The 22,131-nt window shown below is 69.4% G+C and carries 22 protein-coding genes; 18 read left to right on the top strand and 4 right to left on the bottom strand.

What is annotated here, in order from left to right:
* The first annotated feature begins 80 nt into the window (after positions 1–80).
* The 7 genes from lepB to MRBLWH11_RS15570 all read left to right on the top strand — a co-directional run bounded on the left by lepB (position 81) and on the right by MRBLWH11_RS15570 (position 6,020).
* Entirely contained in the window at positions 81–812 is a 732-nt protein-coding gene (gene lepB, locus MRBLWH11_RS15600; RefSeq protein WP_116635066.1) for a signal peptidase I, read from the top strand.
* Entirely contained in the window at positions 809–1,468 is a 660-nt protein-coding gene (locus MRBLWH11_RS15595; RefSeq protein WP_341945482.1) for a ribonuclease HII, read from the top strand. Before lepB ends, MRBLWH11_RS15595 begins: the two co-directional genes overlap by 4 nt.
* 69 nt (positions 1,469–1,537) lie before the next feature.
* Positions 1,538–1,864 (top strand): DUF2469 family protein, encoded by a 327-nt coding sequence (locus tag MRBLWH11_RS15590; RefSeq protein WP_017204525.1) that lies wholly within the window; start codon positions 1,538–1,540, stop codon positions 1,862–1,864.
* A 104-nt stretch (positions 1,865–1,968) separates the two neighbouring features.
* Positions 1,969–2,331, top strand: coding sequence for a YraN family protein (locus MRBLWH11_RS15585; RefSeq protein WP_341945481.1), 363 nt, complete (start codon positions 1,969–1,971; stop codon positions 2,329–2,331).
* The gene (locus tag MRBLWH11_RS15580) at positions 2,328–3,857 is read left to right on the top strand and encodes a YifB family Mg chelatase-like AAA ATPase (protein ID WP_341945480.1); all 1,530 of its coding nucleotides are present in this window, start codon (positions 2,328–2,330) and stop codon (positions 3,855–3,857) included. Before MRBLWH11_RS15585 ends, MRBLWH11_RS15580 begins: the two co-directional genes overlap by 4 nt.
* A complete protein-coding gene (gene dprA, locus MRBLWH11_RS15575) occupies positions 3,854–5,050 on the top strand; it encodes a DNA-processing protein DprA (RefSeq protein WP_341945479.1) in 1,197 nt (398 codons plus the stop codon). Before MRBLWH11_RS15580 ends, dprA begins: the two co-directional genes overlap by 4 nt.
* A 67-nt stretch (positions 5,051–5,117) precedes the next feature.
* Positions 5,118–6,020, top strand: a complete 903-nt coding sequence (locus MRBLWH11_RS15570; RefSeq protein ID WP_341945478.1) for a tyrosine recombinase XerC — start codon at positions 5,118–5,120, stop codon at positions 6,018–6,020.
* A gap of 27 nt (positions 6,021–6,047) precedes the next feature.
* Here the strand turns inward: MRBLWH11_RS15570 and MRBLWH11_RS15565 are convergent, their stop codons facing one another.
* On the bottom strand, positions 6,048–6,569 hold the full coding sequence (locus MRBLWH11_RS15565; protein WP_341945477.1) for a M23 family metallopeptidase: 522 nt from the start codon (positions 6,567–6,569) through the stop codon (positions 6,048–6,050).
* A gap of 324 nt (positions 6,570–6,893) precedes the next feature.
* On the opposite strand from MRBLWH11_RS15565, the gene rpsB reads away from it, so the two are divergent.
* The 9 genes from rpsB (at position 6,894) to MRBLWH11_RS15520 (ending at position 13,634) form a co-directional block, all read left to right on the top strand.
* Positions 6,894–7,850 (top strand): 30S ribosomal protein S2, encoded by a 957-nt coding sequence (gene rpsB / locus MRBLWH11_RS15560; RefSeq protein WP_341945476.1) that lies wholly within the window; start codon positions 6,894–6,896, stop codon positions 7,848–7,850.
* Between the two features lie 46 nt (positions 7,851–7,896).
* Positions 7,897–8,724 carry a translation elongation factor Ts gene (gene tsf, locus MRBLWH11_RS15555; protein ID WP_116635058.1) on the top strand — a complete coding sequence of 276 codons (828 nt, stop codon included), beginning with the start codon at positions 7,897–7,899 and terminating at the stop codon, positions 8,722–8,724.
* A gap of 93 nt (positions 8,725–8,817) precedes the next feature.
* Positions 8,818–9,534 (top strand): UMP kinase, encoded by a 717-nt coding sequence (gene pyrH / locus MRBLWH11_RS15550; protein WP_017202017.1) that lies wholly within the window; start codon positions 8,818–8,820, stop codon positions 9,532–9,534.
* A gap of 68 nt (positions 9,535–9,602) precedes the next feature.
* Entirely contained in the window at positions 9,603–10,157 is a 555-nt protein-coding gene (frr, locus tag MRBLWH11_RS15545; protein WP_116635057.1) for a ribosome recycling factor, read from the top strand.
* 5 nt (positions 10,158–10,162) lie between these two features.
* Positions 10,163–11,305 (top strand): phosphatidate cytidylyltransferase, encoded by a 1,143-nt coding sequence (locus MRBLWH11_RS15540; RefSeq protein ID WP_116635056.1) that lies wholly within the window; start codon positions 10,163–10,165, stop codon positions 11,303–11,305.
* A complete protein-coding gene (locus MRBLWH11_RS15535) occupies positions 11,305–11,886 on the top strand; it encodes a DivIVA domain-containing protein (protein WP_116635055.1) in 582 nt (193 codons plus the stop codon). The genes MRBLWH11_RS15540 and MRBLWH11_RS15535 overlap by 1 nt, the downstream gene beginning before the upstream one ends.
* Before the next feature lie 66 nt (positions 11,887–11,952).
* A complete protein-coding gene (locus tag MRBLWH11_RS15530) occupies positions 11,953–12,621 on the top strand; it encodes a transglycosylase SLT domain-containing protein (protein WP_243408877.1) in 669 nt (222 codons plus the stop codon).
* Positions 12,622–12,630: 9 nt separating this feature from the next.
* Positions 12,631–12,918, top strand: coding sequence for a hypothetical protein (locus tag MRBLWH11_RS15525; protein ID WP_341945475.1), 288 nt, complete (start codon positions 12,631–12,633; stop codon positions 12,916–12,918).
* 2 nt (positions 12,919–12,920) lie between these two features.
* Positions 12,921–13,634 carry an alpha/beta hydrolase gene (locus MRBLWH11_RS15520; RefSeq protein ID WP_341947844.1) on the top strand — a complete coding sequence of 238 codons (714 nt, stop codon included), beginning with the start codon at positions 12,921–12,923 and terminating at the stop codon, positions 13,632–13,634.
* A 7-nt stretch (positions 13,635–13,641) separates the two neighbouring features.
* Here MRBLWH11_RS15520 and MRBLWH11_RS15515 read toward each other — a convergent pair whose 3' ends face one another.
* Positions 13,642–14,703, bottom strand: a complete 1,062-nt coding sequence (locus MRBLWH11_RS15515; RefSeq protein ID WP_116635053.1) for an AI-2E family transporter — start codon at positions 14,701–14,703, stop codon at positions 13,642–13,644.
* A 178-nt stretch (positions 14,704–14,881) separates the two neighbouring features.
* On the opposite strand from MRBLWH11_RS15515, the gene MRBLWH11_RS15510 reads away from it, so the two are divergent.
* Positions 14,882–16,864, top strand: coding sequence for a glycosyl transferase (locus MRBLWH11_RS15510; RefSeq protein WP_341945474.1), 1,983 nt, complete (start codon positions 14,882–14,884; stop codon positions 16,862–16,864).
* A complete protein-coding gene (locus MRBLWH11_RS15505; RefSeq protein ID WP_341945473.1) occupies positions 16,861–17,784 on the top strand; it encodes a tetratricopeptide repeat protein in 924 nt (307 codons plus the stop codon). The genes MRBLWH11_RS15510 and MRBLWH11_RS15505 overlap by 4 nt, the downstream gene beginning before the upstream one ends.
* Before the next feature lie 51 nt (positions 17,785–17,835).
* Here the strand turns inward: MRBLWH11_RS15505 and glgB are convergent, their stop codons facing one another.
* Positions 17,836–20,040 (bottom strand): 1,4-alpha-glucan branching protein GlgB, encoded by a 2,205-nt coding sequence (glgB, locus tag MRBLWH11_RS15500; protein ID WP_341945472.1) that lies wholly within the window; start codon positions 20,038–20,040, stop codon positions 17,836–17,838.
* Positions 20,037–22,109: an alpha-1,4-glucan--maltose-1-phosphate maltosyltransferase gene (locus MRBLWH11_RS15495; RefSeq protein WP_341945471.1), complete on the bottom strand. Its 2,073-nt coding sequence runs from the start codon at positions 22,107–22,109 to the stop codon at positions 20,037–20,039. The genes glgB and MRBLWH11_RS15495 overlap by 4 nt, the downstream gene beginning before the upstream one ends.
* Between the last annotated feature and the right edge of the window lie 22 nt (positions 22,110–22,131).

The raw sequence follows: 22,131 nt of genomic DNA, 5'->3' as shown, positions 1-22,131 counted from the left end.
CCGGGGTGCTTTGTTGTGCCCCGGGTGTGCGAACCTTGATACGCCCGCGATCTCGGCGGTGAACACTGCGAAGGAACCTCATGACCGACTCTCCGACCGCGACCGCGTCCTCGTCCAGACGCCGTCGGGGGTTCCTCGTCTTCCTCCGCGACGTGCTCGTCATCATCCTGATCGCCGCACTCGTCTCGTTCGTGGTCAAGTCCTTCGTCGTGCGGTCGTTCTACATCCCCTCTGCATCCATGGAGCGCACGCTGCTCATCAACGACCGGATCCTCGTCGACGAGCTCACGCCGCGCTGGACCGGGTACGAGCGCGGCGACGTCGTGGTCTTCAAGGATCCGGGCGGCTGGCTCGACGGCCAGCCGCAGACGCCGGCGCAGCCGCCTCTCGTCGAGGCCGTCGACTGGGTGCTGAACTTCGTCGGCATCTCTGCGACCGATTCGCAGGACCATCTCGTCAAGCGCGTCATCGGCGTCGCGGGTGACCGGGTCGTGTGCTGCAACGCGCTCGGCCAGATCACGATCAACGGGGCGCCGATCGACGAGCTCAGCTACCTGAACCTGCCGGAGGGCGACACCGCGGCCTCCAACGAGCCGTTCGACGTCGTCGTCCCGGAGGACTCCGTGTGGCTGCTGGGGGACAACCGCGATCGCTCGCGCGACTCGCGAGCGCACCAGGAACTGCCCAGCGGCGGATTCGTCCCCTTGGCGAACGTCGTCGGCAAGGCCTTCCTCACCACCTGGCCCCTCGATCGGCTGGGGACCATCGACGGTCACCACCAGATCTTCAACGGCGTCCCCGATCCGGAATGACCGTCGCCACGCCGAGACTGACCCTGGAGCGCAGGCTCCTGGGCGAGTGTGAGCTGATCATCTCGCTCGACGAGGTGGGTCGGGGTGCGCTGGCGGGCCCCGTCGCCGTCGGCGCGGCGGTCATGGACGCCGCCGGCGCCCGCCGACGTGTGCCCGAAGGGCTCCGCGACTCGAAGCTCGTCACGGAGAAGCGCCGACCCGAGGTCGCGGCGCGCGCGGCAGCGTGGGTGCAGGCCTCCGCCGTCGGCTGGGCGAGCGCGGCGGAGATCGATGAGGTCGGGATCATGCGCGCCCTGGGGCTCGCGGCATCCCGCGCCGTGCAGTCCGTCGTCGACCAGGGTGCTGTTCTCGAGAACGCCCTCGTCCTGCTCGACGGAAACCACGACTACGTGTCTAAGGTGCACCCGGTGCCGCTGCGTGTGCGTCCCGTCATCAAGGCCGACCGCGACTGCGCCTCGGTGTCGGCGGCATCCGTCATCGCGAAGGTGGCCCGCGACGGTCTGATGACCGAGCTGCACGGCAGCCACAGCGCGTACCAGTGGGACCGCAACAAGGGCTACGCGAGCCTCGAGCACCGGGAGGCGATCCGGGAGATCGGGCTCTCGCCGTTCCACCGGGCCTCCTGGGCCATCACAGACGCCCCCACGCTGTTCTGACCGGCGGCGGCGACCTCGGACACGGCGGATGCCGCGCAGGGCGGCGAGCGACTCTAGGATGGACACATCATGGATGAGGAAGCCTTCGACGACTACGACCGCGAGCTCGAGCTGGCTCTGTTCCGTGAGTACCGGGACGTCGTGTCCCAGTTCCAGTACGTCGTCGAGACCGAGCGCCGGTTCTACCTGGCGAACGAGGTCAACGTCGTGCGACGCGACACCGAGCACGACTTCTACTTCGAGATCTCGATGAGCGACGTGTGGGTGTGGGACATCTATCGCGCCGACCGCTTCGTCAAGGCCGTGCGGGTGCTCACCTTCAAGGACGTCAACGTCGAGGAACTCCAGCGTCGCGAGTTCGAGCTGCCGCAGGAGCTCTCGCTCGACGGCGAGTGACACCCTCTCTCCACAGATCTCGGATCGAGGAGCTTCTCCCGAGTCGTCAGGAGCTCCCCTGATCCTCGCCGCCTCGTGTCGCGACCGGGCGCGATGCTGTCGGAATGGCAGCGAAGGACGAACTCGGAAGAGCCGGTGAAGAGCGCGCAGCGCAGCACCTGACGCGGCACGGCTACACCGTGCTGGATCGCAACTGGCGGTGTGCGCAGGGCGAGATCGACATCGTCGCCGCGCGGGGCGCGCACCTGGTCGTCATCGAGGTGAAGACACGACGCTCAGCGGCCTTCGGCCACCCGTTCGAGGCCATCGACGAGCGGAAGAGACGGCGCCTCTGGGGGCTGGCGTTCGCCTGGAGGGCCGCGCACCCGGAGCTCGCCCGCGGACTCGACCTGCGCATCGAGGCGATCGGCATCATCGGTGGCGACCCGGCCGTCGGTGTGCTCGAGCATCTCGGGGACATCTCGTGAGCACCGCGCGCACCTGGGCCGTCGCCCTCACCGGCGTCGACGGGCACATGGTCGAGATCGAGGCCGATCTCTCGAACCAGACCCCGGACTTCAAGATCATCGGGCTCCCCGACAAGTCGCTCGGCGAAGCGGTCCAACGCGTGCACAACGCGTGCAAGAACGCGGGCCTCGACCTCCCGCGCCGCCGTCTCACGGTCAACCTCTCACCGGCGAGCCTGCCGAAGCACGGCGCGGGATTCGACCTCGGGATCGCGGTCTCGACCCTGGCCGCGGGCGGCGCGATCGGACGCCGTTCGATCGCGGACACCGTCCACATCGGCGAGCTGGGGCTCGACGGGCGCATCCGGCCGGTCCCCGGAGTCCTGCCCGCGGTGTTCGCTGCCGCCGGAGCGGGCTTCCGGCGCATCATCGTGCCGAGGGGGAACGAGGCCGAGGCCCGGCTGGTGCCGGGCGTCGAGGTGCGGGCCGCCGCCTCCCTCGCCGAGGTCGCGGTCTGGCACGGTGCTGACGTCGAGGTGCCGGACGTCGATGCCGTCGCCGTCGACCGCGCGTCGTCGGTGCGCGAAGCGGCTCTCGACCTTGCCGACGTGGTCGGACAGGAGGAGGCGGTCGAGGCTCTCGTCGTGGCCGCGGCCGGCGGTCATCATCTCCTGTTGAGCGGGCCGCCGGGTGCAGGGAAGACGATGCTCGCCCGGCGCCTCCCCGGGATCCTCCCCGCCCTGGGGGAGCAGGAGGCTCTCGAAGTCGCCTCCATCCGATCGCTCAGCGGCGAGACGGTGACGGCCCTCGACCCGCTCCCTCCGCTCGAAGCACCGCACCACAGCGCGTCCGTCGCCGCCCTGGTGGGCGGCGGATCGCGCGTGGCCCGGCCCGGCGCGATAGCCAGGGCGCATCGCGGGGTGCTCTTCCTCGATGAGGCCGCCGAATTCTCGCGCGCCGCGCTCGACGCGCTGCGGCAACCGCTCGAATCCGGCGTGATCGACGTTCACAGGGCGGGCTTCACGGCGAGATTCCCTGCCGGGTTCCAGCTGCTCCTGGCCATGAATCCGTGTCCGTGCGGAAACTACGGCGTGCGAGGGGCGGAGTGCGTATGCCCTCCCGCCGGCATCAGGCGGTACGCGATGCGCCTGTCCGGGCCGCTGCGGGATCGCGTCGACATCGACCTGTCGGTGACCCGGGTCGCGGCATCCCGGGCGACGGCCGGCGGCCGCTCCGAGGTGACGACGGCGCGAGCCCGGGAGCGCGTGGAGACGGCGCGCGCACGCGCGGCCGATCGATGGCGGAGCACACCGTGGCGACGCAACGCCGACGTTCCGGGGACCTGGCTGCGTCAGGGCGCGCTGCGGCTTCCGCCGGCGACCCGCGCCGCGCTGGACCGTGCACTCGAACGCGGCTCTCTCACGCTGCGCGGATACGACCGCGTGCTCCGGCTGGCCTGGACGATGGCCGACCTCGCGGATCTCGAGAGTCCGGGCCTCGACGAGATCGGCCGGGCGCTGCACCTGAAGAGAGGACTGACTCCATGATCGAGAGGCTGCTCGGCGATGCCGAGATCGTCGATGCCGCACGTCGGCTGCGACGGGAGGATGAGGTCGCCGAGGCTCTGGCGCGGGTCGCCTGGAGCGTCGTCGCGGAGCCCGGCGATGCCGTGGCGGGGACGCTGATCGGCGAGCTCGGAGCGGTCGATGCGCTGGCCGTCGCCGTCGGAGGCTCGCGGCAGGGCGCGTTCGCGCTCCTGGACGTCGCCGGCACCGGACAGCGCGCTCTGAGCGAGGCGCGCAAGCGGTGGATGCCGCGCGCCGATCCGCGCGCCGTGCGTGATGCGCTGCGGGGTGCGCACGACATCGACGCGACGCTGCTGCTCCCCGGTGATGCGTGCTGGCCGGCGTCGCTCGACGACCTCGGAGCCAATGCGCCGACGGCGCTCTGGGTGCGGGGCAGGGCGGAGCTTCTGGTCGCCGAGCCTCGGGCATCTCTCGTCGGGGCGCGGGCCTCCAGCGGGTATGGCGAACACGTGGCGGCGGAGCTCGCGGGAGATCTCGCCGCCACCGGCACGGTCATCGTGTCGGGAGGCGCCTACGGCATCGACGGGGCGGCGCATCGGGCGGCACTCGGCGTGAGCGGCGCGACGGTCGCGTTCCTGGCCGGCGGCGTCGATCGTGCCTACCCGGCAGGTCACCAGTATCTGATCGGGCAGATCGCCGCTCGAGGTGCTGTGGTCAGCGAGCCGCCCTGCGGCGCGGCGCCCACCAAGTGGCGGTTCCTCGCGCGCAATCGCCTGATCGCAGCGCTCGGGCACGCGACGGTGGTGATCGAAGCAGGGTGGCGCAGTGGTTCGCTGAACACGGCGGGGCACGCCGCCGCGCTCGGGCGTCCGCTCGGTGCCGTGCCGGGCCCGGTGACCTCGGCGGCATCCGCGGGCTGTCATCGACTGCTGCGGGAGTACGACGCGCAGTGCGTGACATCGGCTGAGGAGGTGCGGGAGCTCTGGGGGATGGGCGTCGGAACATCGTCGCACGAGCCGGCCGTCGATCCGGATCGGATCCGTCTGCTCGACGCGATGAGCACGAGGGCACGCGTATCCGTCGACGAGCTCGTACGCCGGTCGGGGCTGCCGCCCGACCGCGTCCGCGCGCTGCTCGGCCTGCTCGAGCTCGAGGAGGAGGTCCGTCGCGATGACAGGGGCTGGCGACGCCTGACGGCGACAGCCCCCGCATGAGACGCGCGTCGTCGCCGTCACGGCGGGGCTTCGGCCACCGCCGCGAGAACGCGGGCAGACTGGGTCCATGGAACTCGCGGTCGCTGCCGAGGCGTTCGCCGATCACCTCGAGCGGGTGCGTCGGCTGTCGCCGGCGACGGTCAAGGCGTATCGCTCGGACCTGCGGGATCTCGGAGCATCAGCGGGCCCGATCGCTCTGGAAGATGTCGACCTCGAAGTGCTGCGGGACTGGCTCTGGCGGGCGACGCAACGCGGGGACGCGAGGTCGACCCTGGCGCGACGAGCCGCCGCCGCCCGGTCGTTCTTCAGTTGGGCCCAGGAGCAGGGATTCGTCGCGCACGACCCGAGTCTGCGGCTGATCGCCCCGAAGAGGGGACGCACGCTGCCGACGGTGGCCTCGCGCGATTCGATGTCGGAGCTTCTCGACGCGCACCGCACCGCCGCGGACTCCGGGGACCCTCTCGCGCTGCGGGACCACGCGATCCTCGAGCTGCTGTACGGATCAGGCATCCGCGTCTCGGAGCTCTGCGGCTTGGACATCGACGACCTCGATCTGGACCGTGGCACCGCTCGGGTCCTCGGCAAGGGCTCCAAGGAGCGCGTCGTCCCCTTCGGTGCACCGGCACGCGATGCCGTGCGCGCCTATCTGACCCGGGGGAGACCGGCGCTGATCGTCCGCGCCGTGGCGGCCACGCCGGCCGTGATGCTGGGCAGCCGCGGTGCGCGCATCGGACCACGCACGGTCTACACGCTCGTCGCGCGCGTGCTCGCGCCGATCGTCGGAGCGGAGACGGTCGGCCCGCATGCTCTGCGGCATACGGCGGCGACCCACCTCCTCGACGGCGGCGCCGATCTGCGCGCGGTGCAGGAGATCCTCGGCCACGCCAGCCTCGGCACCACCCAGATCTACACCCACGTGTCGGCCGAGCGTCTGACCGCGACCTACCGGCTGGCGCATCCGCGCGCATGACCTTCGCTGCGGCGCGCCCGCACGTTCTCAGACCGGGTCGCAGCACGGCAGCAGCACCGCGCGCGGCACACCGCCGAACAGGATCATCGGGTTGATGTAGGCCCCGTCGAGCCGCACGCCCAGATGGAGCGTCCCGGGCGTCGCGTGTCCGCCGACGGCGACCACCCCGATCGCATCGCCGGCCGAGACGGCATCGCCCGGCCGGAGCGTCGAGTGAAGAGGCTCGAATGTCGAGACGAGGCCCCCGTGATGCTCGATCGTGAGCAGCGGGCGGTCGACGACGGTCCCCTGGAACGCGATCACCCCGGCGGCGGGAGCGAGGACGACCGTTCCCGCGGGCGCTGCCAGATCGACACCGCGGTGACCCGCTCCGTAGGCGTGCGCGGGGGCGCGATACGGCTCGACCACCTGGCGAACGCCGTCGAGCGGCCAGAGCCACCGGACTTCGTCGGCTCCGGGAGGCGGGACGGCTGCGACCTGCGCAGGGGAGAACAGCAGCGAGAGGAGGATCAGGGCGATCCCGGACACGAGTCGTGATGAGGTGCGCATTCCCGGCATCCTGGTCGACGGCGGCGGGGTCCGCTCCTGTCCTGCGCCGGACGCCGCGGTCATGGGGGAGAAGCAGGTGCGAGCCCCGCGGGGTGCAGCGCGAGTCGGACCGCCGCATCCTGTATGCTGGAGGAGCACCTCGATATCGGGGTGACTACGCGTGCCCAGAGCGACCGGCGTCTGCAGAGACAGAGGTCGCGGCATCCATTCCCACAGGTCCCGCTCCACGAGCGGGCGGGAGTGCGCCGGGCACCAGGAAGTCCGATCAGAAGATCGGCAGACAACCTCAACGGCGCAGAATCGCGCCAGAACCAGGAGACGACCATGGCTGTGGTCACCATCCGCCAGCTGCTCGACAGCGGCGTGCACTTCGGACACCAGACCCGTCGGTGGAACCCGAAGGTGAAGCGCTTCATCCTCACCGAGCGCAGCGGCATCCACATCATCGACCTCCAGCAGTCGCTCGGCTACATCGACAAGGCCTACGACTTCGTCAAGGAGACCGTCGCCCACGGCGGCACGATCCTCTTCGTCGGCACCAAGAAGCAGGCGCAGGAGATCCTCGCCGAGCAGGCCACGCGCGTCGGCCAGCCCTTCGTGAACCAGCGCTGGCTCGGTGGACTCCTCACCAACTTCCAGACGATCTCCAAGCGTCTCGCTCGCATGAAGGAGCTGGAGGAGCTCGACTACGAGGTCCCCGCGAACAGCGGCTTCACGAAGAAGGAGCTCCTTCTCAAGAAGCGCGAGCTCGACAAGCTGCACAAGTCGCTCGGCGGTATCCGCAACCTCACGAAGACGCCGTCGGCGATCTGGGTCGTCGACGCCAAGCGCGAGCACCTCGCCATCGACGAGGCCAAGAAGCTCGGCATCCCGGTGATCGGCATCCTCGACACCAACGCCGACCCGGACGACTTCCAGTACCCGATCCCCGGCAACGACGACGCGATCCGCTCCGTCTCGCTGCTGACGCGTATCATCGCCGACGCCGCGGCCGAGGGCCTGCAGCAGAAGCACAACCCGGAGTCGGGCGACGCTGAGCCGCTGGCCGAGTGGGAGAAGGAGCTTCTCGAGACCCCCGCCGACGCTCCCGTCGTCGAGGAGTCCGCTGACGCGGCTGAGGTCGAGCCGACCGCCGATGAGGCTGCTGTCGTCGAGACGCCCGCTGCTGACGAGACCGCGGCCGACGAGGCCGGTGCCGAGGCGCACGACGAGGCGATCGCCGCCGCTTCCGGTGAGGAGACCGCTGAGGTCGCCGCAGCCGAGGCCGCAGACGCCAAGTAATCCCCTCGTTCACACACATACATAACGAAGCAAGGAGCCACCACACATGGCCAACTTCACCATCGCCGACCTCAAGGCGCTGCGCGAGCAGCTCGGCACGGGAATGGTCGACACCAAGAAGGCGCTCGAGGAGGCTGACGGAGACGTCGAGAAGGCCACCGAGATCCTGCGTCTGAAGGGTGCGAAGGGCAACGCGAAGCGCGCCGACCGTTCCACCAGCGAGGGACTGATCGTCGCTCGCGAGCAGGACGGCGCCGTGACGCTCATCGAGCTCGCCTGCGAGACCGACTTCGTCGCCAAGAACGACCGCTTCATCACGCTCGCCGACAAGGTCGCGGACGCTGTCGCAGCGGTCAAGGCCGACTCGGTCGAGGCCGGCCTCGCTGCCGCTGCGGGATCGCAGACCGTCGAGCAGCTGATCTCGGAAGAGGCGGCGATCATCGGCGAGAAGGTCGAACTGCGTCGCGTGCGCACGATCTCGGGCGACAAGGTCGAGGTCTACCTGCACCGCACCAGCAAGGACCTGCCGCCGCAGATCGGCGTCGTCGTCGCCTACTCGGGTGACGACGCCGAGACCGCGCGCAGCATCGCCCAGCACATCTCGTTCGCCAACCCGTCGTACCTCGCTCGCGAGGACGTCCCGGCTGACGCGGTCGAGAAGGAGCGCGAGATCGTCACCGAGATCTCCCGCAACGAGGGCAAGCCGGAAGCGGCGCTGCCCAAGATCGTCGAGGGCCGTGTGTCCGCGTTCATCAAGCAGGTCGCCCTGCTCGAGCAGGACTACGCGAAGGACAACAAGCTCTCCGTCGCCCAGGTCGCGAAGGACGCCGGTATCACGGTGACCGACTTCGCGCGCTTCAAGGTCGGCGCGTAACACTGTCGAAGGGGTTCGGATCATCGCGATCCGAACCCCTTCTTCGTGCCCACGAGGCACTATCTTGAATCGGGACGAGAGGACACCCCACACATGACTGAACGCACTGGACGCCGCCGCGTCCTTCTCAAGCTCTCCGGTGAGGCTTTCGGGGCCGGTCAGCTGGGCGTCAGCCCCGATGTGGTCTCGCAGATCGCGCGCGACATCGCCGCTGCCGTCGATCGCGTCGAGGTCGCGATCGTCGTCGGTGGAGGGAACTTCTTCCGCGGCGCCGAGCTCAGCCAGCGCGGCATGGACCGCGGCCGTGCCGACTACATGGGCATGCTGGGCACCGTCATGAACGCGCTCGCCCTGCAGGACTTCCTCGAGCAGGCAGGGGCCGCGACGCGCGTGCAGTCCGCCATCTCGATGACGCAGGTCGCGGAGCCGTACATCCCGCGTCGTGCGGAGCGCCACCTCGAGAAGGGGCGCGTCGTGATCTTCGGAGCGGGTGCCGGCCTCCCGTACTTCTCGACGGACACCGTCGCCGCCCAGCGCGCGCTGGAGATCGGCGCGCAGGAGGTGCTCGTCGCCAAGAACGGCGTCGACGCCATCTACACGGCCGACCCCAACAAGCACGCCGACGCCGAGCGCATCGAGCGGGTCACCTACCGCGACGCCCTGCAGCGCGGCCTCAAGGTCGTCGACTCGACCGCGTTCAGCCTCTGCATGGACAACAGCATGGACATGCGCGTCTTCGGGATGGAGCCCGCAGGCAACGTCACACGGGCGCTGCTGGGCGAGCCCATCGGGACACTCGTCACCGCCTGAGTGCAAGAGCGGGTGGAGTGGCCTTCGCCCGATAGAATTTCCAGAACACCCCGACGATAGGAGTCACCGTGATCGCGGATGTCCTCGCTGAAACCACCTCCCGTATGTCGCGGGCGGTCGAGGCTGCCAAGGAGGACTTCTCCACGGTGCGCACCGGCCGTGCGAACCCGCAGCTGTTCCAGAAGCTGCTCGTGGACTACTACGGAACGCCGACCCCGCTGGCCCAGCTCGCATCGCTGGCCAACCAGGAGGCGCGCACCCTCATCATCACCCCCTATGACAAGTCGGCCCTCAAGGCGATCGAGCAGGCTGTTCGCGACATGCCGAATCTGGGCGCGAACCCGACGAACGACGGCAACCTGGTCCGCGTCACGATGCCGGAGCTGACTGCGGAGCGCCGCAAGGAGTACGTCAAGCTCGTCAAGTCCAAGGGCGAGGACGCGAAGGTGCACGTCCGCGGCATCCGTCGCAAGGCGAAGGACGAGCTCGACGCGCTGAAGAGCGAGATCGGCGAGGACGAACTCGCGCGGGGCGAGAAGGAGCTCGATGCTCTGACTCGTCAGCACGTCGACCTCATCGACGACGCTCTCAAGCGCAAAGAGGCCGAACTCCTCGAGGTGTAGTCCGGATGTCCGACGACACGAGACGCGGCGAGGAGGGGCGATCGCCGACGCACGGTGAGACAGGCGATGCGGTGACCCCCGACGACGGCGTTCCGCTCGTCGACGCGGCCTTCCCGTCGTTCGACGCCGCGACCGTCCCGCCGCGTCCGCCGCTGCCGCCCGTCGAGGCGGCTCTCGCCGGCGCAGGCCCCCTGGACACCGCGGATCACAACGCGATCAGGGAGCAGTGGCGCGTGCGGAGAGACGAGCTGAACAGCCACGTCTCCCACGCGCGGGATCAGATCGACCAGGCGAACGAGCGAATCAAGGAGCGCACCGGTCGGGACCTGATCCTGGCGACCCTGATCGGACTCGCGTTCGGTGCCGCACTGCTGGGCTCGCTGCTGTTCATCAAGGCTCTCTTCGTGCCTTTCGCTCTGGCCGCGGCTCTCCTCGGCGTGTACGAGCTGTCGCGCGCGCTGCGCGCCTCCGGTCGCCGCGTCGACGTCGTGCCGCAGCTGATCGCGGCGACGTTCCTCGTGCTCTCCGCGTACTTCGCCGAGCCCTGGCTCTGCTGGGTGATGGTCTTCGTCGCGGTGGCGTTCGTGATCGTGTGGCGCCTCGTCGGCCAGATGGTCGTGAAGGACGGCCGCACCTACGGCGAAGTGCTGGCGGATGCCGTCATCAGCGGCTTCGTGCAGATCTACGTGCCGTTCCTCGCGGGTGTCGCTCTCATCCTGCTCGAGCAGGAGGGCGGCCAGTGGTGGGTCCTGAGCTTCATCGCGATCGCGGTCGCCGCCGACACGGGCGCGTACGCGGCGGGGTTGGCGTTCGGTCGTCACCCGATGGCGCCCAAGATCAGCCCGAAGAAGACGTGGGAGGGTTTCGGAGGCGCCGTGCTCGCCTCTCTCGCCGCCGGTGTCCTGCTGGCGATCTTCCTCCTCGACCTCCCGTGGTGGGCCGGGCTGATCTTCGGAGCATCGATCCTGCTCACGGCGACGCTCGGCGACCTCGGCGAATCCATGCTCAAGCGGGACCTCGGCATCAAGGACATGAGCTCGTGGCTCCCGGGGCACGGCGGCCTGCTCGACCGGCTGGACAGCATCCTGCCGTCGACCATCCCCGCGCTGGGCCTGTACTTCCTTCTCTCTCCCTGGGTGGTTCTCTGATGACTGAAGACCGGATCGACGAGCAGACGGCGCCGCAGGCGCCGCCGGCGTTCGCTCTGACGACGGGTCGCACGCGCGGCTATCACCGCGTGGCGGTCGACACCTTCCTCGCATCGGCTCGACGCGCCTTCGAGACGGGTCGTGACGAGATGGGCGCAGTCGACGTGCGCACCGCGTCCTTCCCGCTCGTGAAGGGCGGGTACGTCGTCGCCGATGTGGACGCCGCGCTGGGCCGCGTCGAGGACGCGTTCGCCGCGCGCGAGCGCGAGCAGGTCGTGCGCTCGCGCGGAGCGGGGGCGTGGGTGGAGCAGGCACGAGAAGACGCCCAGCTCATCCTGGATCATCTCGCTCGCCCCCGTCGTCACCGCTTCGCGCGCACCGGTCTGCTCACCTTCGGCTACCGGATCGACGAGGTCGATCACGTGACCACGCGGATCGTGCGCTACCTCCGCGACGGCGAGGGTCTGACCGCTGAGCAGCTCAGGTCGGCCGCGTTCCGTATGCAGCGCGGGGGATACCGCGAAGAGCAGGTCGATGCCCTCCTCGACGCGGCGATCGACGTCATCCTCGCCGTTCGTTGACGTTTCTGATGGCCGTCTCAGCAAGGTCTGCGTAGACTGTCACTCATCGTGAACTCCCGAAACGACATGACACTCGAACGAAACGACTCGTCGCTGGTGCCCGCAGCGACGGTCAATTCCGCGCGCAAGGGCACTCGTCGGTGGTCACGCCGCCGCGGGGTCGTCGGCGTCTTCAGTGCTCTCGCCGTCGTCGCATTCGCCGGCGCGCTGGTCGCTCCCACGGGAGTGGCACTGGCTGAGCCGGTGCAGGAGGAGACCCCGGACTCGGCATACTCCGTCGCCCTCGCCGACACGCAGAACCTCACCGTCACGGTCGAGGGAACGCCCATCACGCCGGCCGTGCGCGGCACCTTCGAGGTGTACGTCAAGCCCAAGCCGGTCCCCGTCCCGGTGCCCGCCGCGGCATCCGGTTCGAGCGACGAGTCGTCGGGCAGCGGACCCCTGTACTACACCGGCGGGGGAGCACCGGCCGAGTGGATGGCCGCCGCAGGCATCGCCGAGAGCGACTGGGGCTACGTCGACTACATCGTGTCCAAGGAGAGCGGCTGGAACCCCAACGCGACGAACTCGTCGTCGGGGGCCTGCGGTCTCGTTCAGGCGCTGCCGTGCAGCAAGGTGCCGGGCAACGGCTACGACCCCGTGGACAATCTGCGCTGGGCCAACGGCTACGCGACGGGTCGCTACGGCAGCTGGGCCGGCGCGCACGCCTTCTGGACGAACAACCACTGGTGGTGAGCCGGCATCGTGCCACGCTCCCACCGCCGCCGTCCGGCGCGCCCTGACGCCGAGGAATCCCTCGAGCGCCTGCTCGCCGGCTGGAAGCGCACGGAAGTCCGACGCGGCAGCGAGTGGACGGTGCAGCCCGTCTCCGCCCCCCAGGCTCAGAAGGCCTATCGCTGCCCCGGGTGCGCGCAGGACATCGAGCCCGGCACGCCGCACCTGGTGGCGTGGCGCGCTGACGGAGTTCTGGGAGATGCCGCGGACCTCGCGGCACGACGTCATTGGCACACGCATTGCTGGAGGGTCGCTTGAGCATCGAGATCCGGGGGCCGCTGGAGCTCCCCGCCCGACGTGACGAGATCGAGCTGCAGACGGCCGACGGGCTGACGCTCGTGGGGGAGCTCTCCCGGCCGGAGCACACCGCGCCTGTCGCCACTCTCGTGACGCTGCACCCGCTTCCCACCGCCGGTGGGTTCATGGACTCCCACATCCTTCGCAAGGCCGCAGCCCGCCTCCCGGCTCTCGCGGATCTGGCCGTGCTGCGGTTCAACACCCGCGGCACGACTTCCCCCCGCGGCACGAGCGAGGGCGGGTTCGACGGCGGCGCCGCCGAGCAGTTCGATGTGGCTGCCGCCATGGACTTCGTCCACGAGCGCGGCCTTCCCCGCCCCTGGCTGCTGGGGTGGTCGTTCGGGACCGAGCTGGCGCTGAAGTACGGCCGTGAGCACGAGATCGAGGGCATCATCCTGCTCTCGCCTCCGCTGCACCGCGCGACCGAAGAGGAAGTGGCGGCCTGGGCGAGCACGGATCTGCCCGTCGTCGTCCTGGTGCCCGAGCTGGACGACTACCTCCGCCCGGAAGAGGCCCGACAGCGTTTCGCATCGATCCCGCAGGCGCAGCTCATCGCCGTGGACGGGGGCAAGCACCTCTGGGTCGGCGAGACGCAGACGCGACGCGTCCTCACGGAGATCGTGGCCGCGGTGAACGCGTCCGCGCTGCCTCTGGCGACCCACTGGCCGCCGGCCTGAGCGGACGTCAGAGCTCGTTCATGCGCGGGATGAGCACCTGCCGGTAGATGATCAGGATGCTCGCCGCGACGGGGATCGCGATGAGTGCGCCGAGCAGGCCCAGCAGGCTGCCGCCGGCGAGAGCCGCGACCACGACCACGGCGCCGGGCACGGACACGGCTCGGCTCATGATGCGCGGCGAGATGATGTACGCCTCGATCTGCATGTAGATCAGGTAGTAGATGCCCGCGGCTATCGCCGTGGCGGGCGAGCCCAGTCCCGGGATCAGGCACGCCAGCACGATGATCGTCGAGCCCGTCAGCGTGCCCACGAGCGGGATCAGCGAGAAGAAGAAGGCGACCACGGCGAGCACGGCGGGGAACGGCGCCTTGATGATCGACAGATACACCGCGCTGAGCACGCCGTTGATCACGCCCTGGGTGACCTGCCCCATGACGTAGTAGCCGACCGAGTCGGTGATCTGGTCGGCCAGGTCGATGAATCGATCGCGCTTCGACGCCGGGGCCAGCTGGTAGACGGCTCGCTTGAGGGAGGGCGTGGAGGCCGTGAGGTAGATCGTGAGGATGAGCACGATGAACGCGCCGAAGAGGCCGCTGAGCACGGCGCCGCTCGCCACGAGGACTCCCTGACCGATCGAGCCGCCGATCTCCGTGAGGTTCGTGTTGAGCCACTCCTCGACGTAGCTGAAGACGTCGTCGACGCGAAGGTTCGGGAAGGCGCCCTTCATCCAGTCCTTCAGATCGTCGATCGCGGTTCCCCGCTGGACGATCGCCGAGATCTGGGCGATCAGCTGGGAGATCTGGTTCACGAGCACAGGAAGGACGATGAGCACGATGCCGACGAAGATCGCGAGCACCGCGAGGATCGTGACCAGCACGGCAAGCCAGCGGGGGAGTCGACGGCGCTCGAGATACGACACGAGAGGATCGAGGCCGAGGCTGAGGAACAGGGCGGTGCCGAGATACAGGAGCACGGTCGACAGCGTCTCGACGCTGCCGATCAGCAGGATGCCGAGCCCCACGCCGAGCGTCGCCACCAGGGCGGTGCGGAAGGGATTGTGGATCTTCATCTCGGCTCCTCGGAACGTGTGGCCTCAGATTATCGAGCCGCGTCTCGGCGGACCGTGCGACGTGCCGGTCGGACATGGAGCGGAGCTGCTCGTGGGCAACACACAGGAGGTTTCGCTAGTCTGAAATGTCGAGTGTTGCGTCTCGGGTGGATATCCGGGATGCGTGAGGAGACTATTCGTGCGTTTCGTATGGGCCGTCGTGGCCTTCGTGCTGGCCGCGGTGCTGATCGGGGCAGGGATCGCCCAGCGAACCATCTTCCTGGGACCGCCGTCGCAGCAGACCCAGGTGGAGATCGCGGAACCGGCGCCGTTCGTGCTCCTCGACGGCGATGTGCTCCGAACCAACCCCGGTGCCCAGACGCTGCTCGTCCGGGGCGAGGGAGAGATCTTCGCGAGCTACGGACGCACGCCCGACATGGAGGCGTGGCTGGCCGACTCGGACTACAACCACGTCACGGTGGCGAAGGACGGCACGCTCGACGTCGAGCACGTCGAGGCAGCGGCCGCATCGGATGACTCGGATGCCACCCCTGCGCCCGAGGAGACGCCCGTGCCCGAAGAGACCACCGCTCCCGAGGCGGGGACGGATGGCTCCGACGCGACGACCGAGGAGTCCTCGGGCCGCAACCCGGCGGGATCCGACCTCTGGCTGGACTCCTTCGGCGACGAGAACGCGCTCATCGCGGACAACATGCAGCTCCCGGAGGGCACCAGCGTCCTGATCGCCTACGACGGCACGAAGGATGCACCCGACGACATCGCGGTCTCCTGGCCGCTCGACACCTCCACGCCGTGGGCCGGACCGCTCATGGCCGCCGGCGGTGCCGTGCTCCTGGTCGGGCTCATCCTCTACGTTCTCGGGATCCGGCACCAGCGTCGCGGGCGCGGTCCCCGTCGCAAGGGCCCCGGCCCGCTTCCGGTCACACAGCCGATCGATGTCGCCGCGCTGCCTCCGGCCGAGCGGGAGGCGATCGAGTCGACCGAGCCCGCTGCGCCGGCGGACGCGTCCGAGGAGAAGAAGATCGAAGACGCGGAGATCGTGGACGAGGGCAAGGATCCGGGTGCGAGGAACCAGATGCGCGCCGCACGCCCTGCCCGTCGGCGCCGCATGCTGGCGCTCCCGGCTCTCGGCGTGACGGCTCTACTCGTCGCCGGCTGCTCTTCGGATTCGTGGCCGCAGTTCGGCGAGGGCGCGCCGTCGCCGTCGCCGAGCCCGACCGTGATCGCGCCGGAGAATCAGAAGCCGCCCGCCGTCACCGAGGCGCAGGCCACACGGATCCTGCAGACGATCTCCGGCACACTCGAAGAGGCCGACACCGCTCTCGACATCGATCTGGCGTCGACCCGTCTGGACGGACCGGCCCTCGCGGCGCGGACCACGGAGTACGCGCTGCGCACGCAGATCACCGACTCGCCGCTCCCGTCCGTCATCCCGACCGACGAGGTCGAGGTCGTGCTCCCCGAAGCGACCGACCGCTGGCCCCGCACGGTTCTCATGCTCTCCAAGGGAGCGAGCGACGACACCGTCCCGCCCGTCATCCTCACGATGACCCAGGCCGACCCGTGGTCGAACTACAAGGTCACCGATATGGCGGAGATGTCGGCCGACGCCGTCTTCCCGGACGTGGCGGCCGCGTGGCTGGGCACCTCTCTCGTCCCGCAGGACTCCGCGTTCCTGCGCGTCGCGCCCGGCGAGCTGTCCGCCGCCTTCGCCGACGTCGTCGACTCCGGTGACAAGAGCGCCTCCTACGGCCTCTTCGACGACCTGTCGCTGAACCTGGCGAAGTCCATCGTCGACAGCCGTCAGGCGGTCGTGCAGACGCTCGCCGACAACGGGGCGTCCGCGACGTCGCAGGCGGCGTTCGACATGGCGCCGACCACCTCGGTGCCCGTGTCGATGACGACGCTCGACAGCGGCGCGATCGTGGCCGTGTCCTTGACCGACACTGAGAGCGTCACGCCGACCACGACGGATGCCGTGATCCGCTTCGGCGAGAACGCCCAGGCCAAGGCGCTGACCGGTGTGTCGGAGTCCGCGAAGGGCGTCGAGACGACGTACGAGTTCCAGCTGTTCTTCTCGGTCCCGGCGCAGGGATCGACGGAGCAGATCAAGCTTCTGGCCGTCCGCCAGGACCTGCTGTCCGTGAAGGTGATCGAATGAGTGAGATCTCGCCCGCCGCCCTGCGCGGCGCCGTCGACCTGTCCAGCCTCCGCAACCGACCGGCTCCTGCGCCGGCCGGCGCTCCGGCGCCCGCTGTCGTCGACGTCGTCGTGGATGCCACCGACGAGACTTTCGGCCAGATCCTCGAGCTCTCCCGCACGGTGCCCGTCGTCGTGGACCTCTGGGCCGAGTGGTGCGGACCCTGCAAGCAGCTGAGTCCCATCATCGAGAAGGTGACCAGGGAGCTCGGCGGCCGCGTGCTGCTCGCCAAGGTCGACGTCGATGCCAACCCGCAGCTCGCGCAGAGCTTCCGGGCGCAGTCGATCCCGATGGTGGTCGCGCTCATCGCCGGTCAGCCGGTCCCGATGTTCACCGGTGCCGTCCCCGAGCAGCAGGTGCGCGACGTCTTCGCCCAGCTGCTCCAGGTCGCCGCCCAGAACGGCGTGACGGGTTCGCTCTCCGTCGGAGAAGACGCCGGAGACGCGGAACCGGCCGAGGAGCCGCCGCTGCCTCCGCTGCACGCCGAGGCGTTCGCGGCGATCGAGACGGGGGACTACGCAGCCGCCATCCGCGCCTACGAGCAGGCGCTCGCGGAGAACCCGCGCGACGAGGATGCGCTGGCAGGTCTGGGACAGGTCCGCCTGCTCGATCGTGTGCAGGGCCTCGATCTCCAGGCGGCGCGTGCCGCCGCCGCCGATGCGCCCTTGGACGTCCAGGCGCAGTTCGCGGTCGCGGATCTCGATCTCGCCGGAGGCCACGTCGAGGACGCGTTCGGTCGTCTGCTCGATCTTTTCGCGCAGCTTCCCTCCGACGAGCGCACGCCCGTGCGGGAGCGTCTGGTCGAGCTGTTCGGGCTGATCGGCGCGGCAGACCCGCGGGTGATCACCGCGCGCAACCGCCTGTCGTCGCTGCTCTTCTGAGCGGCTGAGTCACGACCGGGACGATCCCGATCGGAAGGAGCGCTCCCTCGCTCAGCCGTTCGTGATCGTCGGCACGTGCGGCTCCGGCTGGTGACGCAGCCAGAGCGTCGACAGCGCCGGCAGCGTGACCGTGGCCGTCGGCGCACCGTCGCCCTCGGCGTGGGCGATGACCATGCCGAGGTTGCCTGAGCCTCGGCCGCCGTAGTCCGCGGCATCCGTGTTGAGGATCTCCTGCCAGACGCCCTCGCGGGGCAGCACCAGGCGGTGGCCCGTGCGCTCGACGCCGGCGAAATTGCTGACGACGACGAGCCTGCCGCCGTGCGCGTCGCGACGCTCGAACGCGATCACCGTCGGCTCCCACGCCGGTGCACCGAGCCGCGAGAACGACGATCCGTCGTTGTCCCGCTCCCACAACGGCGCCTGGGCCCGGTAGGTGTGGTTGAGCGCCCCGACGAAGCTCTGCAGCTGCACGTGCGAGGGCTGGTCCAGCAGCCACCAGTCGAGCTCGCGGCCCTCGGACCACTCGGCGATCTGCCCGAACTCCTGTCCCATGAACAGCAGCTTCTTGCCCGGGTGCCCCCACATGTACGCGAGGTAGGCGCGGACGTTGGCGAGCTTGTGCCAGTGGTCGCCCGGCATCTTCGCCAGCAGGCTGCACTTGCCGTGCACGACCTCGTCATGGCTGATCGGCAGCAGATAGTTCTCGCCGAAGGCGTACACGAACGAGAACGTCATCTCGCCCTCGTGGTGGGAGCGGTACATCGGGTCGCGCTCGATGTACTGGAGGGAGTCGTTCATCCACCCCATGTTCCACTTGAAGCCGAAGCCGAGACCGGCGTGGTCGGTGGGCGCCGTCACGCCGGGGAAGCTCGTCGACTCCTCGGCGATCATCAGGATGCCCGGGTGCAGACGATAGGCGGTCGCGTTGACCTCCTGCAGGAAGCGGATGGCCTCGAGGTTCTCTCGACCGCCATGGATGTTCGGCTCCCACTCGCCGGCGTTCCGCGAATAGTCCAGGTACAGCATCGAGGCGACCGCGTCGACACGCAGACCGTCGACGTGGAACTCGCTGAACCAGTAGAGGGCGTTCGCGACCAGGAAGTTGCGCACCTCGTTCCGGCCGTAGTCGAAGATGAGCGTGCCCCAGTCCTGGTGCTCGCCGCGCCGAGGGTCGGGGTGCTCGTACAGAGGCTGCCCGTCGAATCGCGCGAGCGCGAAGGCGTCCTTGGGGAAATGACCGGGCACCCAGTCCATGATCACGCCGATGCCCGCCTGGTGCAGCCGGTCGATCAGGTATCGCAGGTCGTCGGGGGATCCGAATCGGCTGGTCGGCGCGTAGTACCCGCTGACCTGGTAGCCCCAGGAGCCCCCGAAGGGATGCTCGGCGAGCGGCATGAACTCGACGTGCGTGAAGCCGGCATCCGTGACGTGCCGGATGAGCGGTTCGGCGATGTCGCGATAGCCCAGACCATGTCGCCAGGACCCGAGATGCACCTCGTAGACCGACAGCGGCTGCGCGACCGCGTGCGTCGCCGCCCGTCGGGTCATCCATGCGCCGTCCGTCCAGACGTACGACGACGACGTGACGACGGATGCCGTGTTGGGCGGCACCTCGGCGGCGAGCGCCATCGGGTCGGCCTTGAGGATCCAGGCGCCGTCCCGGGTGCGGATCTGGTACTTGTACTTCGTGCCCTGGGGAAGATCCGGGATGAACAGCTCCCAGACGCCGCTGACGCCCATGGAACGCATCGCGTGCGTCTCGCCGTTCCAGCCGTTGTGGTCTCCCACGACGCGGACGGCCGAGGCGTTCGGCGCCCAGACGGCGAAGGAGACGCCCTGCTCGCCGTCAAGAGTGCGGGGATGGGCGCCGAGAACCTCCCACAGCCGCTCGTGGCGCCCCTCCGCGATCAGGTGCAGGTCGATGTCTCCGAGCGCGGGGGAGTGCCGGTACGGATCGCCCTGGACGGTTTCCTCGTCGTCGCCGTAGGCGGTGGCGAGGCGGTAGGAGAGCGGCGGGCCGGCGTGCTGGGCCTCCCAGATGCCGTGGGCCACGTGCGAGAGCGCGAGGCGGCTCCCGTCGCCGAACACCGCGTCGACGGATGCGGCGAGGGGACGGCGGGCGCGCACGACGGTGACCGTGCGGTCGGCGGCATCCTTGATCGGATGCGCGCCCAGCACGGAGTGCGGATCGTGGTGCTCTGCCGAGGCGATGGCCTCCCAGTCGGCGGACGCTGTCGCGTCTTCCACGTAGCTCATGATCGCTCCTTCACCTTCAGGATGTGCACCGGTTCGGCGAAGGCGTCGAGCCGCACGTAGTTGTGATCGCTCCACGTCCAGACGGCCCCCGTCAGCAGGTCCTCCACCTCGAAGGACTCGCCGAGGGGCACGCCCCAGCGCGTCGTGTCGAGATGGACGGTCGTCTCGCGCACCGAGTGCGGATCGACGTTGGCCACGACGATGATCGTGTCGGCCGCGCCTGTGCCGGTGAACGCCGCGTCCAGGTGCTTGCTGTAGACGAGGACGGAGTCGTCGTCGCTCCAGTGCGTCTCGAAGTTGCGGAGCTGCCGCAGCGCAGGATGAGCGGACCGGATCTCGTTGAGTCGACGCAGCAGCGGGGCGAGCGACTCGCCGCGCGCCTCCGCACCCGCCCAGTCCCGCACCTTGAACTCGTACTTCTCGTTGTCGATGTTCTCCTCTGAGCCCGGTCGAGCGACGTTCTCGAACAGCTCGTACCCGGCGTACACGCCGTAGATCGGCGCTGCCGTGGCCGCGATGCACGCGCGGATCCGGTATGCGGCCCTGCCGCCGAACTGCAGGTACTCGGTGAGGATGTCATGCGTGTTCACGAAGAGGTTCGGGCGCATGTAGTCGCTGGTCTCGTGCGACACCGAGGTGAGGAACTCCTCCAGCTCCGCCTTGGTGTTCCGCCATGTGAAGTAGCTGTAGCTCTGCTGGAAGCCGACGGCGGCGAGCGCGCGCATGACCGCCGGGCGGGTGAACGCCTCGGCCAGGAAGATGACGTCGGGGTCCTCGGCGTTCACGGTCCCGATGAGCCATTCCCAGAACTGCAGCGGCTTGGTGTGCGGGTTGTCGACCCGGAAGATCTTCACGCCCTGCGCGACCCAGTGCCGGACGATGCGCAGCATCTCGGCGTAGATGCCGGCCGGATCGTTGTCGAAGTTCAGCGGGTAGATGTCCTGGTACTTCTTCGGGGGGTTCTCGGCGTAGGCGATGGTGCCGTCGGGGAGCGTGGTGAACCACTCGGGATGCTCGGCGACCCACGGGTGGTCCGGCGACGCCTGCAGGGCGAGATCGAGCGCGACCTCGAGCCCTTCCTTCCGGGCGGCGCGGACGAATGCGCGGAAGTCCTGGGCCGTGCCCAGATCCGGGTGGATCGCGTCGTGCCCGCCTTCCGCGGCGCCGATCGCATAGGGCGATCCGGGGTCGGACGGCTCCGCGACCAGGGTGTTGTTGCGCCCCTTGCGGTTCGTCGTCCCGATCGGATGGATGGGGACCAGGTAGAGGACGTCGAATCCCATCTGCGCGACGCCCGGCAGTCTTTTCGCGGCGGTGCGGAACGTGCCGGTCCTGACGCTGCCGTCCTTCAGACGGCGCGCGCCCTCCGAGCGGGGGAAGAACTCGTACCAGGCGCCGACGCCCGCGGTGACGCGATCGACGAGCAGGGGCTGCGGTGCCGAGACGGAGCGGAGGCTCGCGAGTGGCCGATCCGCGAAGATCTGCGCGAGAGCGGCATCCGTCGACAGCGCGATCGTCGTCGCGGCGTCGCCACCGCCCAGCGACGCGGCGTCGGCCTGCAGGCGCTTGCGCTGCGCGGCGGGTCGATCCTTCTCTGCCGCCGCCCTCGTGAGGAGCTGTGCTCCGAGGGCCGCCATGATCGGCACGTCCACGCCGGCGGCGACCTTCAGCTCTGCGGCATGGGCCCAGGTGGCGAAGTCGTCGGAGAAGGCCTCGAACCGATAGCTCCACCGACCCTGGAGATCGAGTGCGATCTCGGTGGACCAGGTGTCGGTGCCGTCGAGCCGCGGGGACAGCCGATGCAGGGTCTCCTCCCCGTCGGGAGCAGTCAGCCGCACATGCACGCCGATGATGTCGTGTCCCTCGCGGAACGACACCACGCTGAACGGGACCACCTCGCCGACGAACGCCTTCGCGGGGAACCCGCCAGGCACCGCGGGCGAGCCGTTCAGGAGCGGGAGGCGCGGCGTGCGCGTGTCCTCCGCGATCGTGACGGCGTCACCGGGGCGCGTCGGGATCTGAGCGGGGCTCCGGAGAGCCGAGGACCGAGTACCACCACGTGCAGCCACCCCCTCAACGTACCGCCCAGCG

The organism is Microbacterium sp. LWH11-1.2 (assembly GCF_038397745.1).
Lineage (GTDB): Bacteria > Actinomycetota > Actinomycetes > Actinomycetales > Microbacteriaceae > Microbacterium.
The sequence above is the reverse complement of the archived record's forward strand: the minus strand, read 5'-3'. Positions and strand labels throughout refer to the sequence as shown.